A 20236-nucleotide genomic window follows, 5' to 3' on the forward strand; every position below is an offset into this window, starting at 1 on the left:
TGAACTTTTTTCGTTTTCCGGCTCTACATCCGGTTTTTGAAACCCGTTTCCGAACCCCTCTCTTCCCCGTTCACATCCTCAAGAGACCGTCCGGTGGAACGGGGACCAAACAGCCCGATATCAACCATGATCAGTCCCATGGCAACAGCAACAACGGAAAACATCGCCGCAGAACCATAATGATTGAGCACCGGAAGCAACATAAACGGCATCAAACCGCTCATCAAACGGCTTAAACTGTAGGACGACCCGGCAGCAGTGGCCCGCACAGAGGTCGGAAATATTTCTGCCTGATAAATATGAAACGCATTGGAAAAAACGTTGCTGACCAAAGTATAAAGGAATCCGAAGATGACGATGAGCGAGGGAAGGTTTGCCATGCCGAAGGAAATGCCGAACACCGCCATCAAAAAGGCAGACAAGACGATCAGCCATTTGCGGTCGATCCGTTCAACCAGCGGCAGTGATAACAGCGAGCCGAGCGGATAACCCAAAAAGGTTAAGGCAGTATATTCAAGTGAATGGAGAATCGTATAGCCTTTGGCCTTCAAGATCAGCGGAACCAGCGTTCCAAAGCCGTAGTACCCGATCGTCTGCAAAATATGAAAAAACCACAGCATCAGCGTGTATCGCCGATATCTCTTTTGCCATAAAACAGAAAAAGAGGCGACCGGGGTTTGCCGGGGCGTTGTCGACTGTACCGGTTTCAGCTCACCCAATGCTTTCGCTTCATCTTCCATCTGAACAGCGATTTGATTCGCTTCTTCAAGGCGGCCCGCCGCTTCCAGCCAGCGCGGCGATTCGGGAAGATGCATCCGCCACACCCAAACGATGAGTGAACCGGCGGATCCGATGATAAACAACAGACGCCAGCCTTCCAAACCGAAAAGTTGAACCGGAACCAAAATTTTTGCCAAAATCCCCTCCACCGGCATAGCCAAAAAGGCTAACGTATAAGCCCAAGCAACATATCTTCCCCGCTGTGATGCCGGCAGCAATTCACTGAGGTAGGCATCGCAAAGCGGCGGTTCCGCCCCGAGGCCGAGTCCCGCAACAAACCGGAAAAAGATCAATAATCCGACATTGGGACTGAACGCAGCCAGCAACGAAAAAATCGAGTAGATCGCCAGATTATACATAAAGGCTTTTTTCCGCCCGAAGCGGTCCGCCAGCCCTCCCAGCACAATCGCTCCGATAAACATTCCCAAAAAACCGGAAGCCAGAAGCAGGGGCAGCCATTTTTCGTCAATATGAAACTGTTCAACCAAAACGGTGCTAAGCACACCGGCCAGGAAAATATCAAACAGGTCAAAAAAGATTCCCGTGCCGATCAACAACGTCGCCTTTTTGTGGAGACGGGTAATCGGAAGCCTGTCCAGGCGGGCGCCGATCGATATATTTGCCATCATTCATTCCTCCGCTTCATGATGCGCAGAACATACTCTTCCAGTTGGCACACATTTTTGTAATCCAAATCCGTGGCAATTCCCCGTTCCGCCAAACATTCCAGAACACTTCTTGAAGAGAGGTTTCCCGGTGCATCCGGAACAAAGGGACAACCGCCCAATCCCCCTTGCGCGACATCAAAGGTACAAACCCCCGCCTCGATCCCGGCAAGCATGTTCCTGAGCCCGTAACCCTTAGCATCGTGCAAATGAAGGCTCAGCTCCAGCATGGGAAACTGTTTTTTTATGCTGACGCACCGTTCATAAACCAAATCGGGCGTCGCCTGCCCGGATGTATCGGCCAGAGACATCTCCTTCACTCCGCTTTCGGCAAGCGCTTCGGCAATCCGCTCCAGCCGGGAATATGGCACGACTCCGGCATAGGGACAGACAAAAGCGGTAGCAATTGCCCCGGCCGCCCGGCGCCCGTTCTCTTCGGCCAGACGAATAAGACTGATGATTTCAGCCAGCGATTCTTCCGTGGTCCGCTGAACATTGGCCTGGTTGTGAAGGGGACTGGCAGAAAGAAAAAGGACGGCCGTTTCTGTTTTCCCGGCCAAAAACCGCTGCATCCCCCGCCGGTTGGGAACCAGCGCCCGATATTCAACCCCCGGATATTCGGGCAGGCTCTGTGCCAGTTCGTCGGCATCACGGAGAGCGGGCACACGGTCTTTCCGCACAAAAGAGGTTACTTCCAATGAGCGAAACCCGCAGGCAATGATGCGATCAACCAGGATTCGCTTTATCTTTGTAGGCACAAACACCGATTCGTTTTGCAACCCGTCCCTTAGCGTCACATCGCGCAACAGCACATGAGCCTGATCAGCCACAATGGATAACCCCTTTGTTCCGCCACTCGTTGATTTGTTCCTCCGTAAAGCCACAGGCGGAAAGCACTTCCTTCGTATGGGCACCACTGACAGGCCCTGCCTGGAGAACAGATCCCGGCGTCCCGCTCATTTTTGGCACGATCCCCGGCATCATAATCTCCGCGCCGCTTGCATCCGGAACCGGCAGAAACATCTCCCGCTCCCGATAATGAGGGTCACGAAAAATATCCGCGATTCCATAAACAGGGCCAGCCGGGACTGCGGCCTGTTCCAGCATGGCAACCACTTCATCACACGTATGCCTTAATGTCCACTCCCCGATCAGCGCATCGATCCGGCCGGCAGCGGCCACCCTCCCCCGATTGTCGGACAACTCCGGCTTTTGCGCGAGATCCTCTCTGCCCATCAAGGTCATCAACCGCTTGAACAAGGAATCGCTGTTGGCGCCGATCGCCACCCATTTCCCATCTTTGGTCGGATAAATGTTGGAAGGAGCCGTGGTCGCCAGTTGATTTCCCGTCCGTTCGCGCACCGCTCCAAGGTGGACATATTCCGGCAGGATGGACTCCAGCAGACTGAAAACGGATTCATACAATGCCACATCAACAACCTGGCCGGTCGCGTCCTGATTACGGTCGCGATGAAACAAAGCCAGCAACGTTCCGATCACTGCATACAAGCCGGAGATCGAATCGGCGAGCGACAGTCCGACCCTGACCGGCGGTCGGTCTGGATAACCGGTAACGTAGCGAAGCCCTCCAAACGATTCGGCAATGTTGCCAAAGCCGGGCCGGTGGCGGTACGGACCGGTCTGTCCGTATCCGGTGACGCTGGTGATGATCAAACCGGGGTTCAGCTCGCGCATCTCCCGGTGCGACAAATTCCATTTCTCCAGGGTTCCGGGTTTGAAATTTTCCACGACCACATCTGCCTGGCGAAGAAGTTCGCGGACAATTTCTCTGCCTTCTTCATAATGCAGATCAACGACGACCGATTTTTTGTTGCGAAGGATTACTTTGCTGAAATAAGAATCTTCTTCGCCTTCAGCCGCAAGTCCCCATTTGCGGATCTGATCCCCGCCCGGGGGCTCCACTTTTACCACCTCCGCCCCGAATTCGGCCAAAATGCGCGTGGCAAAAGGCCCGGCGATAAAAGAACCCAATTCAATCACCCGAATGCCGTCAAGCGGTTGATGATTCACTCCTTCACTCCTCCTCTCTCACCGCTTCTCATGAGAATAAAGTGCAGATCGTTTTTGATATGGCTTTCCATGCGCTTTCGGGCCAAAGCGGCGTCTCCCTCCTTCACGGCCCGATAAATGGCCCAGTGCTCCTGATTTGTTTCAATATTCCGTTTATATACCTTAAATACAAAGGTACGATAATACCGAACCAGGCTGGCTATTTCCGTCATCATCCGCTGAAACCGCCCATTCCGGGAAAAGCGGATCAATTGCTCATGAAACAGGGAATTCAGCTCAATCACCTTGTCAATTTCCCCTCTTTGCAAACACTGATCAGCAGAGATTAACAATCCGGCGATTTGCTCCAACTCATGCGCCTGGATGCGCCCGGTTGCCAGCTCCACGGCAATCGGTTCCACAGCCAGCCTCAATTCATACAACTCTTGAAAGTCGTCTGCCGAAGGGCGGAATACCAGAATCCGTCCGTTCTCCTGCTGCAACAACCCGTCTTTTTTCAGCAGTTGCACCGCCTCGCGGATCGGGCTGCGGCTGATCTTCAATTGCCGGGCCAACACGCTTTCCACAATTCTCGTTCCGGGTTTCATGTTCCCGCATAATATTTGTGCCCGCAAATATTCATAAACCTGGTCACTTAATGATTTGGCCTTTTGGATCTCCGCCGCTGTCATCACTTCTCACCTCCTTTGTCGACTGTCGACAATTTACCTGGTTATATTATACTTTATATAAATAATCTTTTGAATAATTTAAATAAAAATAATGGACACCTCTTTCCTTAAGGTGTCCGAATTACACTCCTTTTTCAACCAGTTCATACACCTGCCGCCAGTCGGTAATCCGCGGCAAAGAATAAGGGAAATCGCGGTTATAAACGGCATCGACAATCACTGTGGGAATCTTGTTTTTCACCAGATTGAGCAGATGATTGGGTGCATCTTCAAAGAAGAGGTCAACCTGCACTTTTTTTGCCTCTTTTGCTTTATCTTGCGCCCCCATGATTAGGTTTTTCCCGTTGAATGGGAAGCCGTGCTTTTTCAGCCAATCTTCCGTCACTTTCCGAATGTTTTTCATCCCTGGACGGGCGGTGATGAAATAAATGGTGTGCCCGTTTTGCGCCAGGCGGTTCAACACTTCCGCCGCGTTCTTTAAAGGAAGGCCCAGCGTGTAAATCTCTTCTTCCAGCTTCCTCCATAATTTGGACGCTTCTTTTGGCGTCAGCCCATACGCCTTGTCCAGATAAAATTCCTTCACATCCTCAACGCGCACATTCCGCTTCAAGACCCGGTTATGCACCTCAACAGCCGCTCGTTGCGTATCTTTGATTGTTCCGTCAATGTCCACACCGATGATCATTAAACTCGCCTTCCTCGTATGAATGTCCATTTTAACCTTTCCCTGTCGGAGAGAAATTATTCTATTTAAAAATCAGTCCCTATTGACATGTTATCATACGTTTGCCGGGGGCGGAGGCGTGAATATGACAAAAAGCCCGGAACAAAATAAAAAACCCCGGATTGCATTGAATCCGAGGTGTCGTTCATTCTCATGCAAAAAAAAGGAGCCCCGTTATGCCGTGCTCCGTTCGTTTTGAACCTGCTCTCGCAGGTGGGTGTCCTGCACCTGAGTTCACAGTTCCGCTCTGAAGGCGGCTTCTGTTAGCTCAAATGACGCAGACTCCCTTTCGTTCGGGTGTTGGCTCAAAACATCCCGGCGGACACGCACATCGCAGGACTCATTTTGTGATTATATGTTACCAGATATTTAAAAGGAGATCAAGCTATCCCCCCACTTTTTACAGGAAATTCTATTTTTGCGGTTGTCTGATTTTAATGTGCAATTCCTCCAGCTGCTTTTCATCGACGGGGCTCGGGGCCTCTGTCAGCAGGCAGGTTGCACTTGCCGTTTTCGGGAAAGCGATGCACTCGCGCAAATTGCTCCGCCCGGCAAGCAGCATCACGATGCGGTCAAAGCCGAAGGCAATTCCTCCGTGCGGCGGAGCGCCATACTCAAACGCTTCAAGCAGAAAACCGAATTTTTCTTTTGCTTCCTCATTTGTAATGCCCAGCGCCTTAAACATTTTCTCCTGTACTTCGCGCCGGTAGATTCGTTGGCTTCCCCCGCCGATTTCGTAACCGTTCAGCACCATGTCATACGCCTGCGCCCGCACTTTGCCCGGGTCTGTATCCAGAAGCGGAATATCTTCCTCGAGCGGCATCGTAAACGGGTGGTGCATCGCATAGTAGCGCCCGTCTTCCTCCGAATACTCCAGCAGCGGAAACTCGGTGATCCAGACGAATTTATATTCATTTTCGGGAATGAGGTTCAATGCTTTTCCAAGGCGCAAACGCAGTTCGCCCAAGACGTTTGCCACTGTCTGCGGACGGTCGGCGACGAAGAATAACAGGTCGCCTGTTTCCGCTTTGGTTTTGCCAGCAATCGCATCGATCTCTTCCGGTGTGAGGAACTTGGCTACAGAACCTTTGACCCCTTCCTCTTTAAAGGACAGCCAGGCCAATCCCTTTGCGCCCAACGATTCAGCTGTTTTCCCCCACTGATCCACTTCCTTGCGGCTCCAGCCGGCACATCCCTTTACATTGACCGCCTTTACCTGGCCGCCGTTTTGGATGGTACCGCTGAACACCTTGAAGGAGGAATCGCGCAGCTCATCGGACAAATCCACCAGTTCCATTCCGAAACGCAGGTCCGGTTTATCCGACCCGAATCGCTCAATCGCTTCCCGGTAGGACATGCGCGGGAACGGAACGGGCACATCGACTCCGATCGTCTCCTTAAACAATGTCGCAACCATCTCTTCCATCATCGCCAGGAAGGTTTCCGGCGGAATAAATGACGTTTCAATGTCGATCTGGGTAAATTCCGGCTGCCTGTCCGCGCGAAGATCCTCGTCGCGGAAACAGCGGGCAAATTGAAAATAGCGCTCCATCCCCGCCACCATGAATAATTGCTTAAACAGTTGCGGTGATTGGGGCAATGCGTAAAACGAACCTTCGTGTACCCGGCTGGGAACGAGATAATCACGCGCTCCTTCCGGCGTGCTGCGCGTCAGCATCGGGGTTTCCAGTTCGATAAAGCCCCGCTCATCCAGGAAACGGCGCACCGACTGCATCGCACGGTGGCGGATCAGCATGGTCTCCTGCATTTTCGGGCGTCGCAGGTCGATATAGCGGTATTTGAGGCGAACCGCTTCTTCCACGTCGCTGTTGTCACGAATCGAGAACGGCGGTGTTTTGGCCGGATTAAAAATATGCACTTCTTCCCCGATGATTTCAATGTCGCCGGTCTCCATTTTCGGATTCACATTTTCCGGATCGCGGGCCGCAATCGTCCCGGTGATGGAGACCACATATTCGCTTCGCAACTGATCTGCCAAACGCGCAGCTTCCGGTGAAACTTCCGGCTGAAATACGATTTGCACAACGCCGGAGCGATCACGCAGATCCAGAAAAATCAAGCCTCCAAGATCCCGCCTCTTCTGCACCCAACCATTCAGGGTGACTCTCTCGCCGATTTTTTCCTTGGTGCATTCCCGGGCCTGATGTGTACGAAAGACGCTATCCATGCTGTTCCCTCCTCAACTTCTCTCTTTCAGGTATGGTATGAGTTCTTCCAGTTTGACCGTTTCCTGTTCGCCTGTAGCCAACTGCTTGACGTTGATCTGTCCCTGCTTCAATTCCTCATCACCCAGGATCGCCACAAAGCGTGCCTGCAAGCGGTCGGCTGCCTTAAATTGCGCTTTCAGCTTGCGGTCAAGGTAATCACGATCGGCAGTCAGGCCGGCATGGCGCATCTCGTTCAGCAGTTTCGCCCCGTAGAGCTTCGCTTCATCGCCGAGAGTAACCAGATAGCAGTCCAGTCCCGTTTTGACCGGAACATCCACTTTCTGCTCCCCGATCGCCAGCATCACCCGTTCCAGGCCGATGCCAAAGCCGACGCCCGGCATCTCCGGCCCGCCAAATTCTTCGACCAAACCGTTGTAGCGGCCGCCGCCTCCGATGGTGGAAGCCTGCGCGCCGGGAATATCGACCATAAATTCAAAAGCGGTATGTGTATAATAATCGAGTCCGCGCACGAGGCGGTCATTAATGACGTACTCGACGCCAAGCATATCCAGGTATTGTTTCAGCTGCTCAAAATGCTTCCGGGAAGGTTCATTCAAGTGATCGAGAATCGATGGCGCCCCTTGGGCGATCTCTTTCGTTTTCGGATCTTTGCTGTCGAGAATGCGCAGCGGATTTTTATAGAGCCGCCCTTGTGCTTCCGTCGACAATTCCGCTTTGTACGGCTCAAAGTATTCAATCAACTTTTCCCGGTATACGGCCCGGACTTCCGGATCACCAACGCTGTTGATCTCCGCCCGGACTCCTTTTAAACCGAGCGACTCAAAAAAATGAATCCCCAGCGAAATCACTTCCGCATCGAGGGCAGGGTCGGAGCTGCCGAAAACCTCAACGCCAAATTGATGAAACTGGCGCCGCCTTCCCGCCTGCGGATTTTCATAGCGAAACATCGGTCCCATGTAATACCATTTGGTTGGCTGCGGTTCGGCAAAAATCTTCTTTTCGACAAATGAACGTACAACCCCCGCTGTTCCTTCCGGTCTCAATGAAACGTCCCGTTTGCCCCGGTCCTGAAACGAATACATTTCTTTTTCCACAATATCGGTCGCTTCGCCCACACCGCGCTGAAACAGTTCCGTGTATTCAAAAATCGGGGTGCGAATCTCCTTGTAGTCATACAAACGGCAGATTTCCCGCGCTTTCGCTTCTGCCCATTGCCAAATCTCCACCTCACCAGGCATCAGGTCATCGGTGCCGCGGGGAATTTGGTATTTCGCCGAAGCTTTGAATTTCATGGCAAACCCTCCTTTTCGGTTCGTTCGTTCCACAAATTAAAAAATCTCCCGCCACTGACCTCTGTTTGTCAGGGACGAGAGATTGGTTAACGATTCCCGTGGTGCCACCCTAGTTGGAAAACGACACAAAGCCGATTTCCCACTCGATTCCCGTTATCGCCAGGATGACGTCTAAGTCTACTGACCGCTTGAGCGGTGTTCGGTTAGAACCTCCAGGTGTCTTTCGCCGATTCGTAACAAAGAGAACCTTTCAGCCCATGAGTTCTCCTCTCTAGTTGTCCGTCAATCGGGTACTTTTCCCTTCACAGGCAAGAATATAAGTCATTTAGCGGATTTGTTTACTCATTTTAAAGACCCGCCCCTCGTTTGTCAAGGAATTTTTAACATGTCATTAAGATTTCACGATTGTCCAGGTCTGTTCTCTCAGGAGAGACGCTTGACTGTGGTATAGTTTAAACAAAACCTGTCCGAATTAAAATGAAGGAGGCACAACTGATGAAACTGATGATCATGCTCGGCAGCATCAACATGGCACTGGCCATCGCCCTGGGAGCGTTTGGCGCACACGGTCTGGAAGGAAAAGTGAGCGAAAAGATGATGCAGATATGGAACACAGGCGCACATTATCACATCATCCACGGCCTGGCACTGATTGCAGTCGGTCTGATGCTGGCCAAAACGAACGGAAATGCGACTCTGCTCACTGTGGCCGGATGGCTGCTGTTTGCGGGAATCGTTTTCTTCTCGGGAAGCCTGTATGCTTTGGTGTTGTCCAATGTGAAAATTCTGGGGGCAATCACCCCGATCGGCGGTGTGTCATTTATTGCCGGATGGGTACTTGTCGCCGTCTCCGCCGCCAAATATCTCGGTTGAACAATTGCTTCACCGCTTTTTCCATTTGTTCTTGTCAAACGGGCCGGGCTCGAAGACAAAGCCCTTCCATTCCCATGAATCAAGGGGAAGGTATGACTTGTCCGCAATGTCGGCCGTTCCCTGCAAGTTCATTTGATCCCGGTTTCGGTCTTCCTTTTGGATTCGCCACATGAGTCGTTCCCACTTTCATGCCATTATTTTTATATAGCATACCCGAATCCGGCCGGGATCAGACCTCAAAAAATCTCTGCCACGGAGAGCGGATGCCGACAAACAGCATCCGGCCCTGATCTCAGCCAAAAAGTAGACACGAAAAAATCACCCGGTTATGGTAAAAGCTGATGTCCGTTTTACTGGCGTCAGCCTATTCAATTTCAGCTGAATCCGCTCTTATTTTGCAATTTTGTTTAAGTTCTTTCAGTTAAATGCCAGCTTCCCCCAATGAAATTCCCTCGAAGGAAGAGTAAGTCTTCTGCTTGAAATTCAAAAGCTTAAAGAGCTAAGTATGTTGAAACTCCCTTACGACCTGTTTAACAAGTCCCAGCAAAAAAGTTGAGAAAGTACCGATTACGTTATGCTTCGGAAAAATAAGTGAAATTCGCCGTCATCCGCCAGAAGTTCGATATACATTGTTATCTGCATATTCCGGGCTCGTTCTTGATCACAAACGATTTAGTGAAGCTTCTCATGATCATTGTTCATAACATCAACATTTTCTCTTGGTTAATCTGAAGCGAGGTAATTAATAATTTCTCTATTTGTAATATTCATTTCCTTAATAGTTAGATTTTTTGCCAAAACTGCAAAATAAGAATCTGCAGGTAGATTGATCTCTTCTAATTTAAAATTCCGATAACCCAGAGCCTTGATTAGCTGTTTATAAAAATCAGCTTGGGTCATCATATCGTTACTTCCCAAATGGTAGGTTCCGGTCATCCCCTTATTCATCAGATAGACGATTTGCTTGGCTAATACAATGTCTGTAGTACGATTCATATACAAATTACTATATACTGATATTCCCTGATTTTTAGCCAATTGCTCCAATAGACTGGTCATTCTTGGCGAGTTCTTGCCCCATACTTCAGAAATACGTAAAATCCCCACTCGATCAGACAAGATTTCTTTCAGCTCTTTTTCACAATTCCATTTATATTGTCCATATGAACTTTCTGCAACAGTTTCATCATCTTCATAATGAGGTTTGTCAATTGAACCGGTTGTAAAACAAAAGTACATCAGCCCTCCCTGCTCTTTTTGGTATTCTGCCACTCTGCAGTGAAAGATTAATTGCTTTTCAAAATCGCCTCTTAGTGCAAGAAACGTAATATCAGGCTTTACATCTTCTAATATTTGATCGAGCTTGTCTAGATCTCCAATTTCAAGTTGAAAACACTTCTCTTTTGGAAGGATAGGGAGGTTTTTATTATATGTGCCATAAATATTATAGTTACCAAATAATGACAATTGATTGATTAATGCTTTGCTTACAGTTCCGCTAGACCCAAAGATCAAATCCTTTTCATAAAATTTCTCCTCTGGTTAATGAATACTGAGAAAATTTTTATAAAAATTGTACGTTTAGACATATTTAGATACAAATCAACCGACTCCTTAACGAACAAGGAGTCGGTTGATTTATTTTCTTGCTTATCTTTCCAGATACAACAGCGTTGCTGTCACTGTCACCAAGTGCAAACTAAATTCGTTTCTTGGGCAAATGACAGCAAAATCAATTGATACTTCCGCACCCCTTAAAGTAATTTCACAGTTTTTTCTCTAACCACTTTAAGGAGATCATGTCAGAAGTGACAGAGGTCTTTTTAACCCTTCAAGACTTCTTCGACATGTTTTACCACATTGTCCACGTTAAAGCCGAATTTCTCCATAACCAATCCGCCTGGTGCCGATGCGCCGAAATGATCAATGCCGATCACGCTTCCCTGATCACCGACATAGCGATCCCAGCTGGCCGGATGCGCTGCTTCCACGGCGACACGGGCCCTGACGGACGGCGGCAGGATCGAATCGCGATACTCTTTCGGTTGCGCCTCAAACTGCTCGCGGCAAGGCATGCTGACAACCCGCACCGCAATGCCTTTTTCCTGCAGTTTGGCCTGAGCCTCCACCGCCAGGCTGACTTCTGATCCGGTGGCGATGATGATCGCTTGAGGCTGTCCGCCTTGCGCTTCGGATACGACATAAGCGCCTTTCTCGATGATCTCTTTATCCTTGCCTACGGTACCGGGCAAAATGGGGAGATTTTGCCGAGTCAGTGCCAGAACGACCGGATGTTCCGTCTGGGAGAGGGCGTATTGCCAAGCAGCAGCCGTTTCGTTGGCGTCCGCCGGACGAATCACTCGCAATCCCGGGATCAGGCGCAGCGACGGAACCTGTTCGATCGGTTCGTGAGTCGGGCCATCTTCGCCCACGGCAATGCTGTCATGGGTGAAGACATAGACAGCCGGCAGTTTGGAAAGAGCGGCCAAACGAATCGCCGGACGCAAATAATCGGAGAACACGAGGAACGTTCCGCCGTATGCGCGCACACCACCGTGCAGCAGCATTCCGTTGAGGGCTGCCCCCATTCCGTGCTCACGCACACCGAACCAGATATTCCGGCCGCTGTAATCTTCAGCGTGGAATGTGCCTTCCTCTTTCATCAAGGTGTTATTGGACGAAGCGAGGTCAGCTGATCCGCCAACCAGCGCCGGAACGCTTTTTGCCAGAGCCTGCAAAACCGCTCCGGACGCCGCCCGTGTGGCTATCGGTTTATCGCCGGTGTTGAACTTCGGCAGGCTTTGCTCCCATCCTTCCGGCAATTCACCGCGAATGGCCCGGTGCAATTCTCTGGCCAGATCCGGATAGCGCTCTTCATACTGCTTCATCAAATCCTGCCATGCTCCCTCTTTTTCAGCCAAACGGGACTGAATATCGGCAAAGTGTTGCCGCACTTCGGCCGGAACATGGAACGGCTCTTCGGAAGGCCAGTTGTACGCTTTTCTTACGCCGGCAACTTCTTCCTGCCCAAGCGGCTTCCCATGCGCTTCCGAGGTGCCGGCACGGTTCGGGCTGCCGTAACCAATCACAGTACGGATCTCGATCAGGGTCGGGCGGTTCGGCTCTTGTTTTGCCTCTTCAATCGCCCGTCCGATCGCTTCGATGTCATTGCCGTCTTCCACGCGCAGGTATTGCCATCCGTAAGATTCATACCGTTTTTGTACACTTTCCGTAAAGGAATGAGCCAATTCGCCGTCCAGGGAAATGTCATTGGAGTCGTACAGAGCAATCAGTTTTCCCAGACGAAGGTGTCCGGCAAGCGAACTGGCTTCGGCGGATACGCCTTCCATCAGATCCCCGTCGCTGCAAAGAACATAAGTATAATGGTCGATGACGTCCAATCCCTCGCGGTTAAATTTCGCGGCGAGATGCGCTTCGGCCATCGCCATGCCGACCGCCATGGAAATCCCCTGTCCGAGCGGCCCTGTCGTCGCTTCCACCCCAGGTGTATGTTTTACTTCCGGATGTCCCGGTGTCAGGCTGCCCCATTGGCGGAAACTTTTAAGATCATCCATGGACAAAGGATAGCCAAACAAATGCAACAAGCTGTATAGTAAAGCAGAACCGTGCCCTGCTGACAAAACGAAGCGGTCACGATTAAACCAGTTGGGATTCGCCGGATTGTGGTTCATGTGTTTTGCCCATAATTCATAGGCCATCGGCGCGGCGCCCATCGGCAATCCGGGGTGGCCTGAATTGGCTTTTTCCACTTGATCGATTGACAGCATGCGAATAGTATTAATCGCCAGTTGTTCGATATTTTTCAAGGTTGGTTCCCCCTTATGGTTCTACTTCCTATGTAATAAGGAATGATACTCTTTTGGGCAGTTCTTGGCAACTCCCTCCGTCCTTCCGGAAAACCGGACACCACCCAAAGGGTTGCCGTTTCTTGAGTTTTGTTGCGGGCCGGGTTGCGGTGTTCCCCTGACCTCCCGTCGTTCCAAATGGGTGGTCAGGGTTTCATCCGCCCCCCTGACGGAGTTTTCATTCCCGTTTTGCCCGAACAAAACACATCTTTTTACAGAGGCGAATCCAAAACAAAGTCCCAAGACAGAAGCCCATCGGATCCTGATGCTTTTTGCTCCCGGTTCTTTCGCCACAAAAGCCGCTGGTGAAAAACACCAATCCCCTACTATTTAAGTTTGTCGTCAGCCTGCACTGATTATCCCGTTTTTTTACTTTCCAATAAGAGCGTGACAGGACCGTCGTTTACCAGTGACACTTCCATCATGGCGCCAAAAATTCCCGTTTCCACTTTTACCCCGTACTCACGCAGGATTTCGTTAAACCGCCGGTAAAGCGGTTCAGCCAGGTCGGGTTTTGCCGCATCCATAAAATTGGGGCGGCGGCCTTTGCGGCAATCGCCGTACAGGGTAAATTGGGAAACAGACAAAATGCTCCCCCCGACATCGAGGAGAGAGTGATTCATTTTGCCTGTCTCATCTTCAAAGATGCGCAGATTTACTACTTTATCCGCGAGATAGCGCAAATCCTCTTCGGTATCCCCCTGGGTAAAACCGACGAGCAAAAGAAGCCCGTGACCGACCGCACCTGTACACTCGTTATTCACCGTGACGCTCGCTTCTTTTACCCGCTGCAGAACGATTCTCATCTTACCTTCCCCTTACTGTATGATCCGTCTGACACTGTAAATATCCCGTACCCGTTTGACGCGTTCAACGACCGATTGCAGGTGATTGATATTTTGAATCCCGATCCGAATATGAATGGAAGCGATTCCGCGGCGATTGGTTTTGGCGCTGACCGCGGAAAGCTGGGTATTGGCATTATTGACCACTTGCAGGACATCGTTGAGCAGCCCTTGCCGGTCAAAACCGGTTACCTCTATATCAACCGGATATTGATGTGACGTGTTGCTGTCCCATTCCACTGCGATACGCCGCTCTTCCGGTACCGACTTCAGATTGGGGCAATCCGAGTGGTGGACGGTAACCCCGCGCCCTTGGGTGACATACCCGTCAATATCATCGCCCGGAACCGGATTGCAACATCGCGACAAACGAATCAACAGATTGTCAACACCTTTTACCCTGACACCGTGATCCACCTTGCGATGATGGCGCGGAAGGGATTTGACCTCCGGCAGCACGACCGGTTTTTGCTCTTTCAATCCATCAGTCAAACGATGAACCACCTGGGCCGTGGAAATTCCGCCATAACCGACGGCGGCAAAGAGATCATCCGCTTCATGGAAATTGAATTTGCTCGTCACTTCTTCGATCCGCTCCGTCGTCAGCACTTCGGATACGTCGAAATCATGCTTGCGCAGAAGCGCCTCCACCATCTCCCGGCCTTTGGCGATGCTTTCTTCCCGGCGTTGTTTTTTAAACCAGTTGCGGATTTTGCTCCGCGCATGGGAAGATTTTACGATATTCAGCCAATCCTGACTAGGTCCGTAACTGTGCTTGGAAGTGAGGATTTCCACAATATCGCCCGTTTTTAGCTGATAATCGAGCGGCACGATCTTTCCGTTCACTTTGGCCCCGATACAAGTATTTCCGATTTCCGTATGAATGCGGTAAGCAAAATCCAAAGGCACGGAACCGACCGGCAGCTCAATCACATCTCCCTTCGGTGTAAATACAAACACCGAATCGGAAAACCAGTCCATTTTGAGGCTTTCCACAAACTCCTGGGCATCCCGCGTTTCCTGTTGCAGTTCCATCATCTCGCGGAACCATTTCAGCTTTTCCTCAAATTTGCTGTTTTCAACCGTCGTTCCTTCTTTATAAGCCCAATGGGCGGCAATCCCGTATTCCGCGGTACGGTGCATCTCCATCGTCCGGATCTGCACTTCGATCGGCTCGCCTTTGGGTCCGATCACCGTGGTGTGAAGGGACTGGTACATATTTGCCTTCGGCATGGCGATATAATCTTTAAACCTGCCGGGCATCGGCTTCCAGATCGTGTGAATAATGCCGAGAACAGCGTAACAATCGCGGATCGATTCCACGATGACGCGGACGGCCATCAGATCATAAATCTCATTAAATTCCTTGTTTTGCGATACCATCTTGCGGTAAATGCTGTAAATGTGCTTGGGCCGTCCCGATATATCCAGCACATTGACATTATCCCGGAGCCGTTCTTTTAGCGTGTGGATGATCTCATCCAGGTATTTCTCCCGTTCGGCCCGTTTTTTCTTCATCAGGTTGACGATTCGATAATACTGTTGCGGATTGAGGTAGCGGAGAGAGATATCTTCCAACTCCCACTTGATCTTGGATATGCCCAGGCGGTGGGCCAGGGGGGCGAAAATTTCCAATGTTTCCTTCGATTTTTGTCTTTGTTTGTGTTCCGGCATGTATTTAAGGGTTCGCATATTATGGAGGCGGTCGGCCAACTTAATGATAATCACGCGAATATCCTGTGCCATCGCCACAAACATTTTGCGGTGATTTTCCGCCTGGTGCTCTTCATTGGATTTGAATCGCATCCGCTTTTTCAGTTTGGTCACACCATCCACCAACTGACGAACCGCCATGCCAAATTCCGCTTCCACCTGTTCCAGGGTCACACCGGTATCTTCCACCACATCGTGCAGGAGAGCCGCAATCAATGTCGTGACATCCATTTTCAAGTTGGCCAGAATTTCCGCGACTTGCACCGGATGATGAATATAAGGTTCGCCGGATTTGCGGTATTGCCCGCGATGGGCCTGTTCCGCAAACCGATATGCCCTCTCCAACTGGTTGACTTCCTCATGCGTCAAATAGTCAGCTGATATATTCAGAAGTTGCTCGATCGGCATTTGTTCAGTCGGCATGTTTTTCTCACTTCCGTCACCCTGAAAATAATTTTCCTATTATTATCTCCCAAGCCTTTGGGAAAGTAAAGAGAGGCTTTCTGGAAGCAATGGCACGGAAAAAAGAAAAAGCCGGCTGACAACCAACCGGCGGGCAGGGTTACTGACGAAAGTTGAGCTTTTTAAAGCCTCCCGTCTGCTTGCGAATATAGAGGTATATGACCGATAATATGATGGCAGCGATTGTCATCATGCCGTACTTGGCATAATCTTTGGTCACCAGCATGACGACCGGGGCCACCACCACCCCCAGATACGCAGTCCACTCAAACGAGGAGAGCAACAACTTCCAGACTTTATATAAATAATCGCGAATATTGAAATCAGCCGTGTTGAACATCTCTTTGAACAGCAAAACAAGCAACCCAATCATCCAAACGATGACAGAAACCATAAACACATGAGAAAATCCCATGATAAAGGTCATAAATCCTTCTTGAAACCCTTCCACTTGATTTCCTCTCTCCTTAATTATTTGAAATAACTACATCAACATATTAGAGTAAAGTTTCACTTGCTGCAAATGAAATATATGAAAAATTATTAAGAATCATCCCTGCTGAAGACGACTATTTCCCCCTTCCGCTTCATCACATAACCATTGGCAGGGACAATAACGGCAATGTCTGCCCGGTTTGGCCGGGAGGATGTTTTCTTTTCCCGCGCGCAACCAGTCCATGCTTTGGCGGATCTCGGAAGCCGTGCTCCTCTCCCACTCCTCCGTCACTTGCCACGTGAACTCCCGGTTCGGTGAAAGAAAATAGAGCGTGGCCCACTCAGGGGAGAACCCCCATTTGCGCCTGCATGCCCAAACATACAGTTTCAGCTGCGGCAAGTACTCCTGCGCAATTTGCTCCAACTCCCCGGCAGGAGTGCGATCCGTTTTGTAATCGACGATTTCCAGGCTGCCATCCGGGCGTCTCCAGACAGCGTCAATCACGCCATGCAGGCGAAGTCCGCCTTCTTCCAGAGTAAACTCCGTCTCTGTCATGGAAAAAGAGCCGCTTCTCCTCTCTGTGTAAAAACGGCTGTGAAGAAAAGAGGTCAGATCAGGCTTGATCTCCTCCATCACCCTCTGCCGGTCGGCGTCCGGAATCCCGTGCTCTTCCCATACCGTTTGGAACGTTTCTTCCCAGGACAGCCGCCCTCTGTTCGGATCGGATAAAAGCTCGATTATCCGGTGAACGATGCTGCCCCGCTTTGTTGCCGGCAGACCAGACGGCGCTCTGGATGATCCGGTCTCCGGCGAAGCCGGTTCTCTCAGGTCGGGGACTCCCATGACCTTCGCGAACCAGTGGCGGCGCGGGCAATTGAACAGGTTTTTCCACTCAGTCACACTGATCTCCAGCCCGTCCCTTCCGTCCCATCTTTCTTTTTTCAGAAGCAAAAGTTCCGGTTCCTCCCTGACGGATGACCGGGAAAGGTCAAATTCCCCCGCGAGCATCATGTCCAAGGCTGATCTCTTTTCCCGCTCTTCCTTTATTCCCGCATCAATCTCCACCAGGCGCAGCGGGCAACAATCCGGGGAAAATCGCCATTCTCCCCGCTCCGAGTCAAGCCCCTCCAGACCGAGCGCGCCGATGATCCACTCGCTCCATTTCGTCGATCCCGCCTCTTTGGATGCTTTCAACGAGCCGCTCAAAACAAGGCGCCGCTCCGCCCTGGTCATGGCCACGTACAAAAGGCGCACCGATTCTTCCCATTCCATCTTCCGGTTTTTTTCCTTCGCTTCCTGATAACGCTCCGGTTCACATTTCACCCCGTTCTCATCCCACAGCAAGGAGACCAGGCCGGACTTTTCATCCACCCAGCATTCCGGAAAACGCACGTGCGGTGCGGAATGCAAATCAGGCAAGAAAACAACCGGGAACTCCAGCCCTTTTGCCTGATGGACGGTCATGATTTTCACGCTGTCACCATGTTCAGGCTCAATGGCCGCTTCAGTTTCGCGCGCCTGTTCGTCCGCCAGCCTCCGCATCCAATCGAGATAAGACGGAATGGAAAAAGCAGCAAATCCTTCCAGCCTGCGTGCCTGTTCGCTCAGTTTTTTCAGGTTGGCTGCCACCTGCTGCCCGCTCTCCGTTGCCCACATGACAGTGAGATATCCGCTTTCCCGGACCAGCAATTCCAGCAGATCGGCAATGCGCACAGATCCGGCCATTTTTGTCATCCGTTCGAGGAAACTGCCAAAATTGAAGAGTTTCAGCCTCTCACCTTCATCCAGTCCGGCCATTCGACTCCAATCAAAAATGGTTCCTTCCCATGATTGCATCAGGGCAATCCGCGTGATGGTCGCATCGGACACTCCGCAAAAAGGAGAGCGCAAAACGACCGCCCAAGCATGATGATCCTCCGGATGGATCAGAAGCTGCAGTAGAGAAAGGATATCCTTCACTTCTTGCTGGTCAAAAAATCCCCTTCCCTTCACTACATAACAGGGAATATCCATCCACCTCAGCGCTTGCTCCCACGTTTTTACATGGGTCATCGTTCGCAGCAGAATGGCAATTTCAGCAGGTCGGGCGCTGTTTTCTTCAGTGATCATTTGTTTGATCCGGCTCGCGACCAGATTCGCTTCGGCCTCCCGCTCAGTCAGACCGGGAGGAAGTTCCTCCTTTTCCGAGACCCTGAGCCACTCCACTGCCCCTCCGGAACCTTCGGCCTCCCGTTTGGCCCGCAGCGGCTGAAAACAGTTGGGAGATCCTTGATCCTGATTCATGATCCGTCCAAACACAAAATTAACCATCGAGATGAGTTCGGGGTGAGAGCGAAAATTGTCGGAAAGGACATGTACCTTCCCGTGCGAATGCGATTCCGTCTCTGCCCTGATTTGCTGGAACAGAAAAACATCGGCGCCGCGAAAGCGGTAAATCGACTGCTTCGGATCACCGACGACAAACCATTTCCCCGGGGTTACTTCTCCCCGGTCATCTTTGGTGATCAGATCGATCAGCCGCTTTTGCAATTCATTGGTATCCTGAAACTCATCGATCAAAAGATAGCTGATCCCTGCCTGCACTTCGGCGCGCACCGCCGGATTTCTCTCCAGGCATTCACACAGGCGCCACTGCAATTCATCATGATCCACTCCGCCTCTTTTTGCTTTCCCTTCCTGGTATCGGATCTGCGCCTGTTCCAGCAAACGACAGAAGAGACGAAGCCAGGTCTCTTCTTCGTCCAGATGCAGCATCCCGGAATATAGAGACACCAGTTCCCTGTGCATCTCCCTGCAAGTTTTTAGCGCTGCCGCCGTTTCCGGCGCTTTGCTCCAGTTCACTTTTATGCTGGCTTCGATTCCCTGAAGCAGTTTCAGGCGTTCGGAGACCGTATTCCTTTGCTGCCATTCCCCTGGCAGATCCGGACAGGCCCGGCGAAAAGCTTCCGCTCGTTTGCTCCCGCGCAAACCGCGCAAATATTCCGCCGCTTCCAAAAAGGACTGTTCCCAAAGCGGCAGCTGCTCCCGCCTCTTCTTTTCCAATTGAGTCCGGCAAGCGTCCAGATGCCGGATGGTTATCTCTCTCAGCCGCTTCACTGTCCAGCCGTACTGGAAAAGCCGCTCCAATGCACCGGCCAGCAGCCTCTTTGCTTCTTCGATGCCGAGCGCGACCAGCCAATGGCGCAGCATGCCATTTTTCTCCCCATATGCGGCAAATCCGTCCCTGATCGCCTCTTCAGCCGCGTCGAGCATCAACGCCCGGCTCACCGCTTCGTCCAATACATCAAAGTCAGGGGAAAGACCGGCCTCAAGCGGATAACGTTTCAGCAGGCTGTGGCAGAAGGAGTGGATCGTCGAAATGCGCGCCCGGCTGAGCTCGGCCAAAAGTCTCCGCCATCCGTTCGCCTTTTCCCGCTCCCCCCTCGCCAGCGCTTCCACCCGCTTCACCTTGATCCCTGTGCGTATTCTCTCTTTCATCTCCGCCGCCGCTTTGTCCGTAAACGTGATGGCAACAATTCTCTCCAAGGCATCCGGATCAAGCCGGCTGTGTTCCAAAATCTTCAAATACCGTTCCGTTAACACCCGCGTTTTTCCCGATCCTGCCCCCGCATAGACAATGCTGTTTTCATGCAGGGTATCCACTGCCCGCTTTTGCTCCTCCGTCAAATGAATCGACTTGTTCATCCGTT

14 protein-coding genes and 1 other RNA gene are annotated in these 20236 nt (G+C 51.1%); 1 reads left to right on the forward strand and 14 read right to left on the reverse strand.

Annotated elements, in window-relative coordinates; all coding sequences use genetic code 11:
• Window positions 1-23: 23 nt before the first annotated feature.
• From I8U17_RS00585 to hisS, 8 genes are all read right to left on the reverse strand, one after another.
• The gene (locus tag I8U17_RS00585) at window positions 24-1406 is read right to left on the reverse strand and encodes an MFS transporter (RefSeq protein ID WP_198058894.1); all 1383 of its coding nucleotides are present in this window, start codon (window positions 1404-1406) and stop codon (window positions 24-26) included.
• Entirely contained in the window at window positions 1406-2275 is an 870-nt protein-coding gene (locus tag I8U17_RS00590; protein WP_198058895.1) for a hydroxymethylglutaryl-CoA lyase, read from the reverse strand. Before I8U17_RS00590 ends, I8U17_RS00585 begins: the two co-directional genes overlap by 1 nt.
• Window positions 2268-3476, reverse strand: coding sequence for a CaiB/BaiF CoA transferase family protein (locus tag I8U17_RS00595; RefSeq protein WP_370589192.1), 1209 nt, complete (start codon window positions 3474-3476; stop codon window positions 2268-2270). Before I8U17_RS00595 ends, I8U17_RS00590 begins: the two co-directional genes overlap by 8 nt.
• A complete protein-coding gene (locus tag I8U17_RS00600; RefSeq protein ID WP_033100959.1) occupies window positions 3473-4147 on the reverse strand; it encodes a GntR family transcriptional regulator in 675 nt (224 codons plus the stop codon). The genes I8U17_RS00595 and I8U17_RS00600 overlap by 4 nt, the downstream gene beginning before the upstream one ends.
• A 121-nt stretch (window positions 4148-4268) precedes the next feature.
• Entirely contained in the window at window positions 4269-4862 is a 594-nt protein-coding gene (locus tag I8U17_RS00605) for a 5' nucleotidase, NT5C type (RefSeq protein ID WP_081943821.1), read from the reverse strand.
• 173 nt (window positions 4863-5035) lie between these two features.
• Window positions 5036-5214, reverse strand: a non-coding RNA gene (gene ssrS, locus I8U17_RS00610) — 6S RNA.
• Between the two features lie 69 nt (window positions 5215-5283).
• Window positions 5284-7059, reverse strand: coding sequence for an aspartate--tRNA ligase (aspS, locus tag I8U17_RS00615; protein ID WP_198058896.1), 1776 nt, complete (start codon window positions 7057-7059; stop codon window positions 5284-5286).
• A gap of 12 nt (window positions 7060-7071) precedes the next feature.
• Complete coding sequence (hisS, locus tag I8U17_RS00620) at window positions 7072-8352, reverse strand: histidine--tRNA ligase (RefSeq protein ID WP_033100901.1); 1281 nt, start codon at window positions 8350-8352, stop codon at window positions 7072-7074.
• A 495-nt stretch (window positions 8353-8847) separates the two neighbouring features.
• Here hisS and I8U17_RS00625 point away from each other — a divergent pair, with 495 nt between their 5' ends.
• Complete coding sequence (locus I8U17_RS00625) at window positions 8848-9225, forward strand: DUF423 domain-containing protein (protein ID WP_033100900.1); 378 nt, start codon at window positions 8848-8850, stop codon at window positions 9223-9225.
• Window positions 9226-9948: 723 nt separating this feature from the next.
• Here the strand turns inward: I8U17_RS00625 and I8U17_RS00630 are convergent.
• The 6 genes from I8U17_RS00630 to I8U17_RS00655 form a co-directional block, all read right to left on the reverse strand.
• Window positions 9949-10740, reverse strand: coding sequence for a sugar nucleotide-binding protein (locus tag I8U17_RS00630; RefSeq protein WP_198058897.1), 792 nt, complete (start codon window positions 10738-10740; stop codon window positions 9949-9951).
• A 308-nt stretch (window positions 10741-11048) separates the two neighbouring features.
• Window positions 11049-13052: a transketolase gene (gene tkt / locus I8U17_RS00635; RefSeq protein WP_255518233.1), complete on the reverse strand. Its 2004-nt coding sequence runs from the start codon at window positions 13050-13052 to the stop codon at window positions 11049-11051.
• Window positions 13053-13447: 395 nt separating this feature from the next.
• Window positions 13448-13897 (reverse strand): D-aminoacyl-tRNA deacylase, encoded by a 450-nt coding sequence (dtd, locus tag I8U17_RS00640; RefSeq protein ID WP_033100897.1) that lies wholly within the window; start codon window positions 13895-13897, stop codon window positions 13448-13450.
• 12 nt (window positions 13898-13909) lie between these two features.
• Complete coding sequence (locus tag I8U17_RS00645; protein WP_198055226.1) at window positions 13910-16072, reverse strand: RelA/SpoT family protein; 2163 nt, start codon at window positions 16070-16072, stop codon at window positions 13910-13912.
• 139 nt (window positions 16073-16211) lie between these two features.
• Window positions 16212-16562 (reverse strand): hypothetical protein, encoded by a 351-nt coding sequence (locus tag I8U17_RS00650; protein WP_198055225.1) that lies wholly within the window; start codon window positions 16560-16562, stop codon window positions 16212-16214.
• A 99-nt stretch (window positions 16563-16661) separates the two neighbouring features.
• Complete coding sequence (locus I8U17_RS00655; protein ID WP_198058898.1) at window positions 16662-20231, reverse strand: UvrD-helicase domain-containing protein; 3570 nt, start codon at window positions 20229-20231, stop codon at window positions 16662-16664.
• Window positions 20232-20236 lie beyond the last annotated feature (5 nt).

The sequence above is a fragment of the Thermoactinomyces sp. CICC 10521 genome (assembly GCF_016055135.1).
Lineage (GTDB): Bacteria > Bacillota > Bacilli > Thermoactinomycetales > Thermoactinomycetaceae > Thermoactinomyces_A > Thermoactinomyces_A daqus.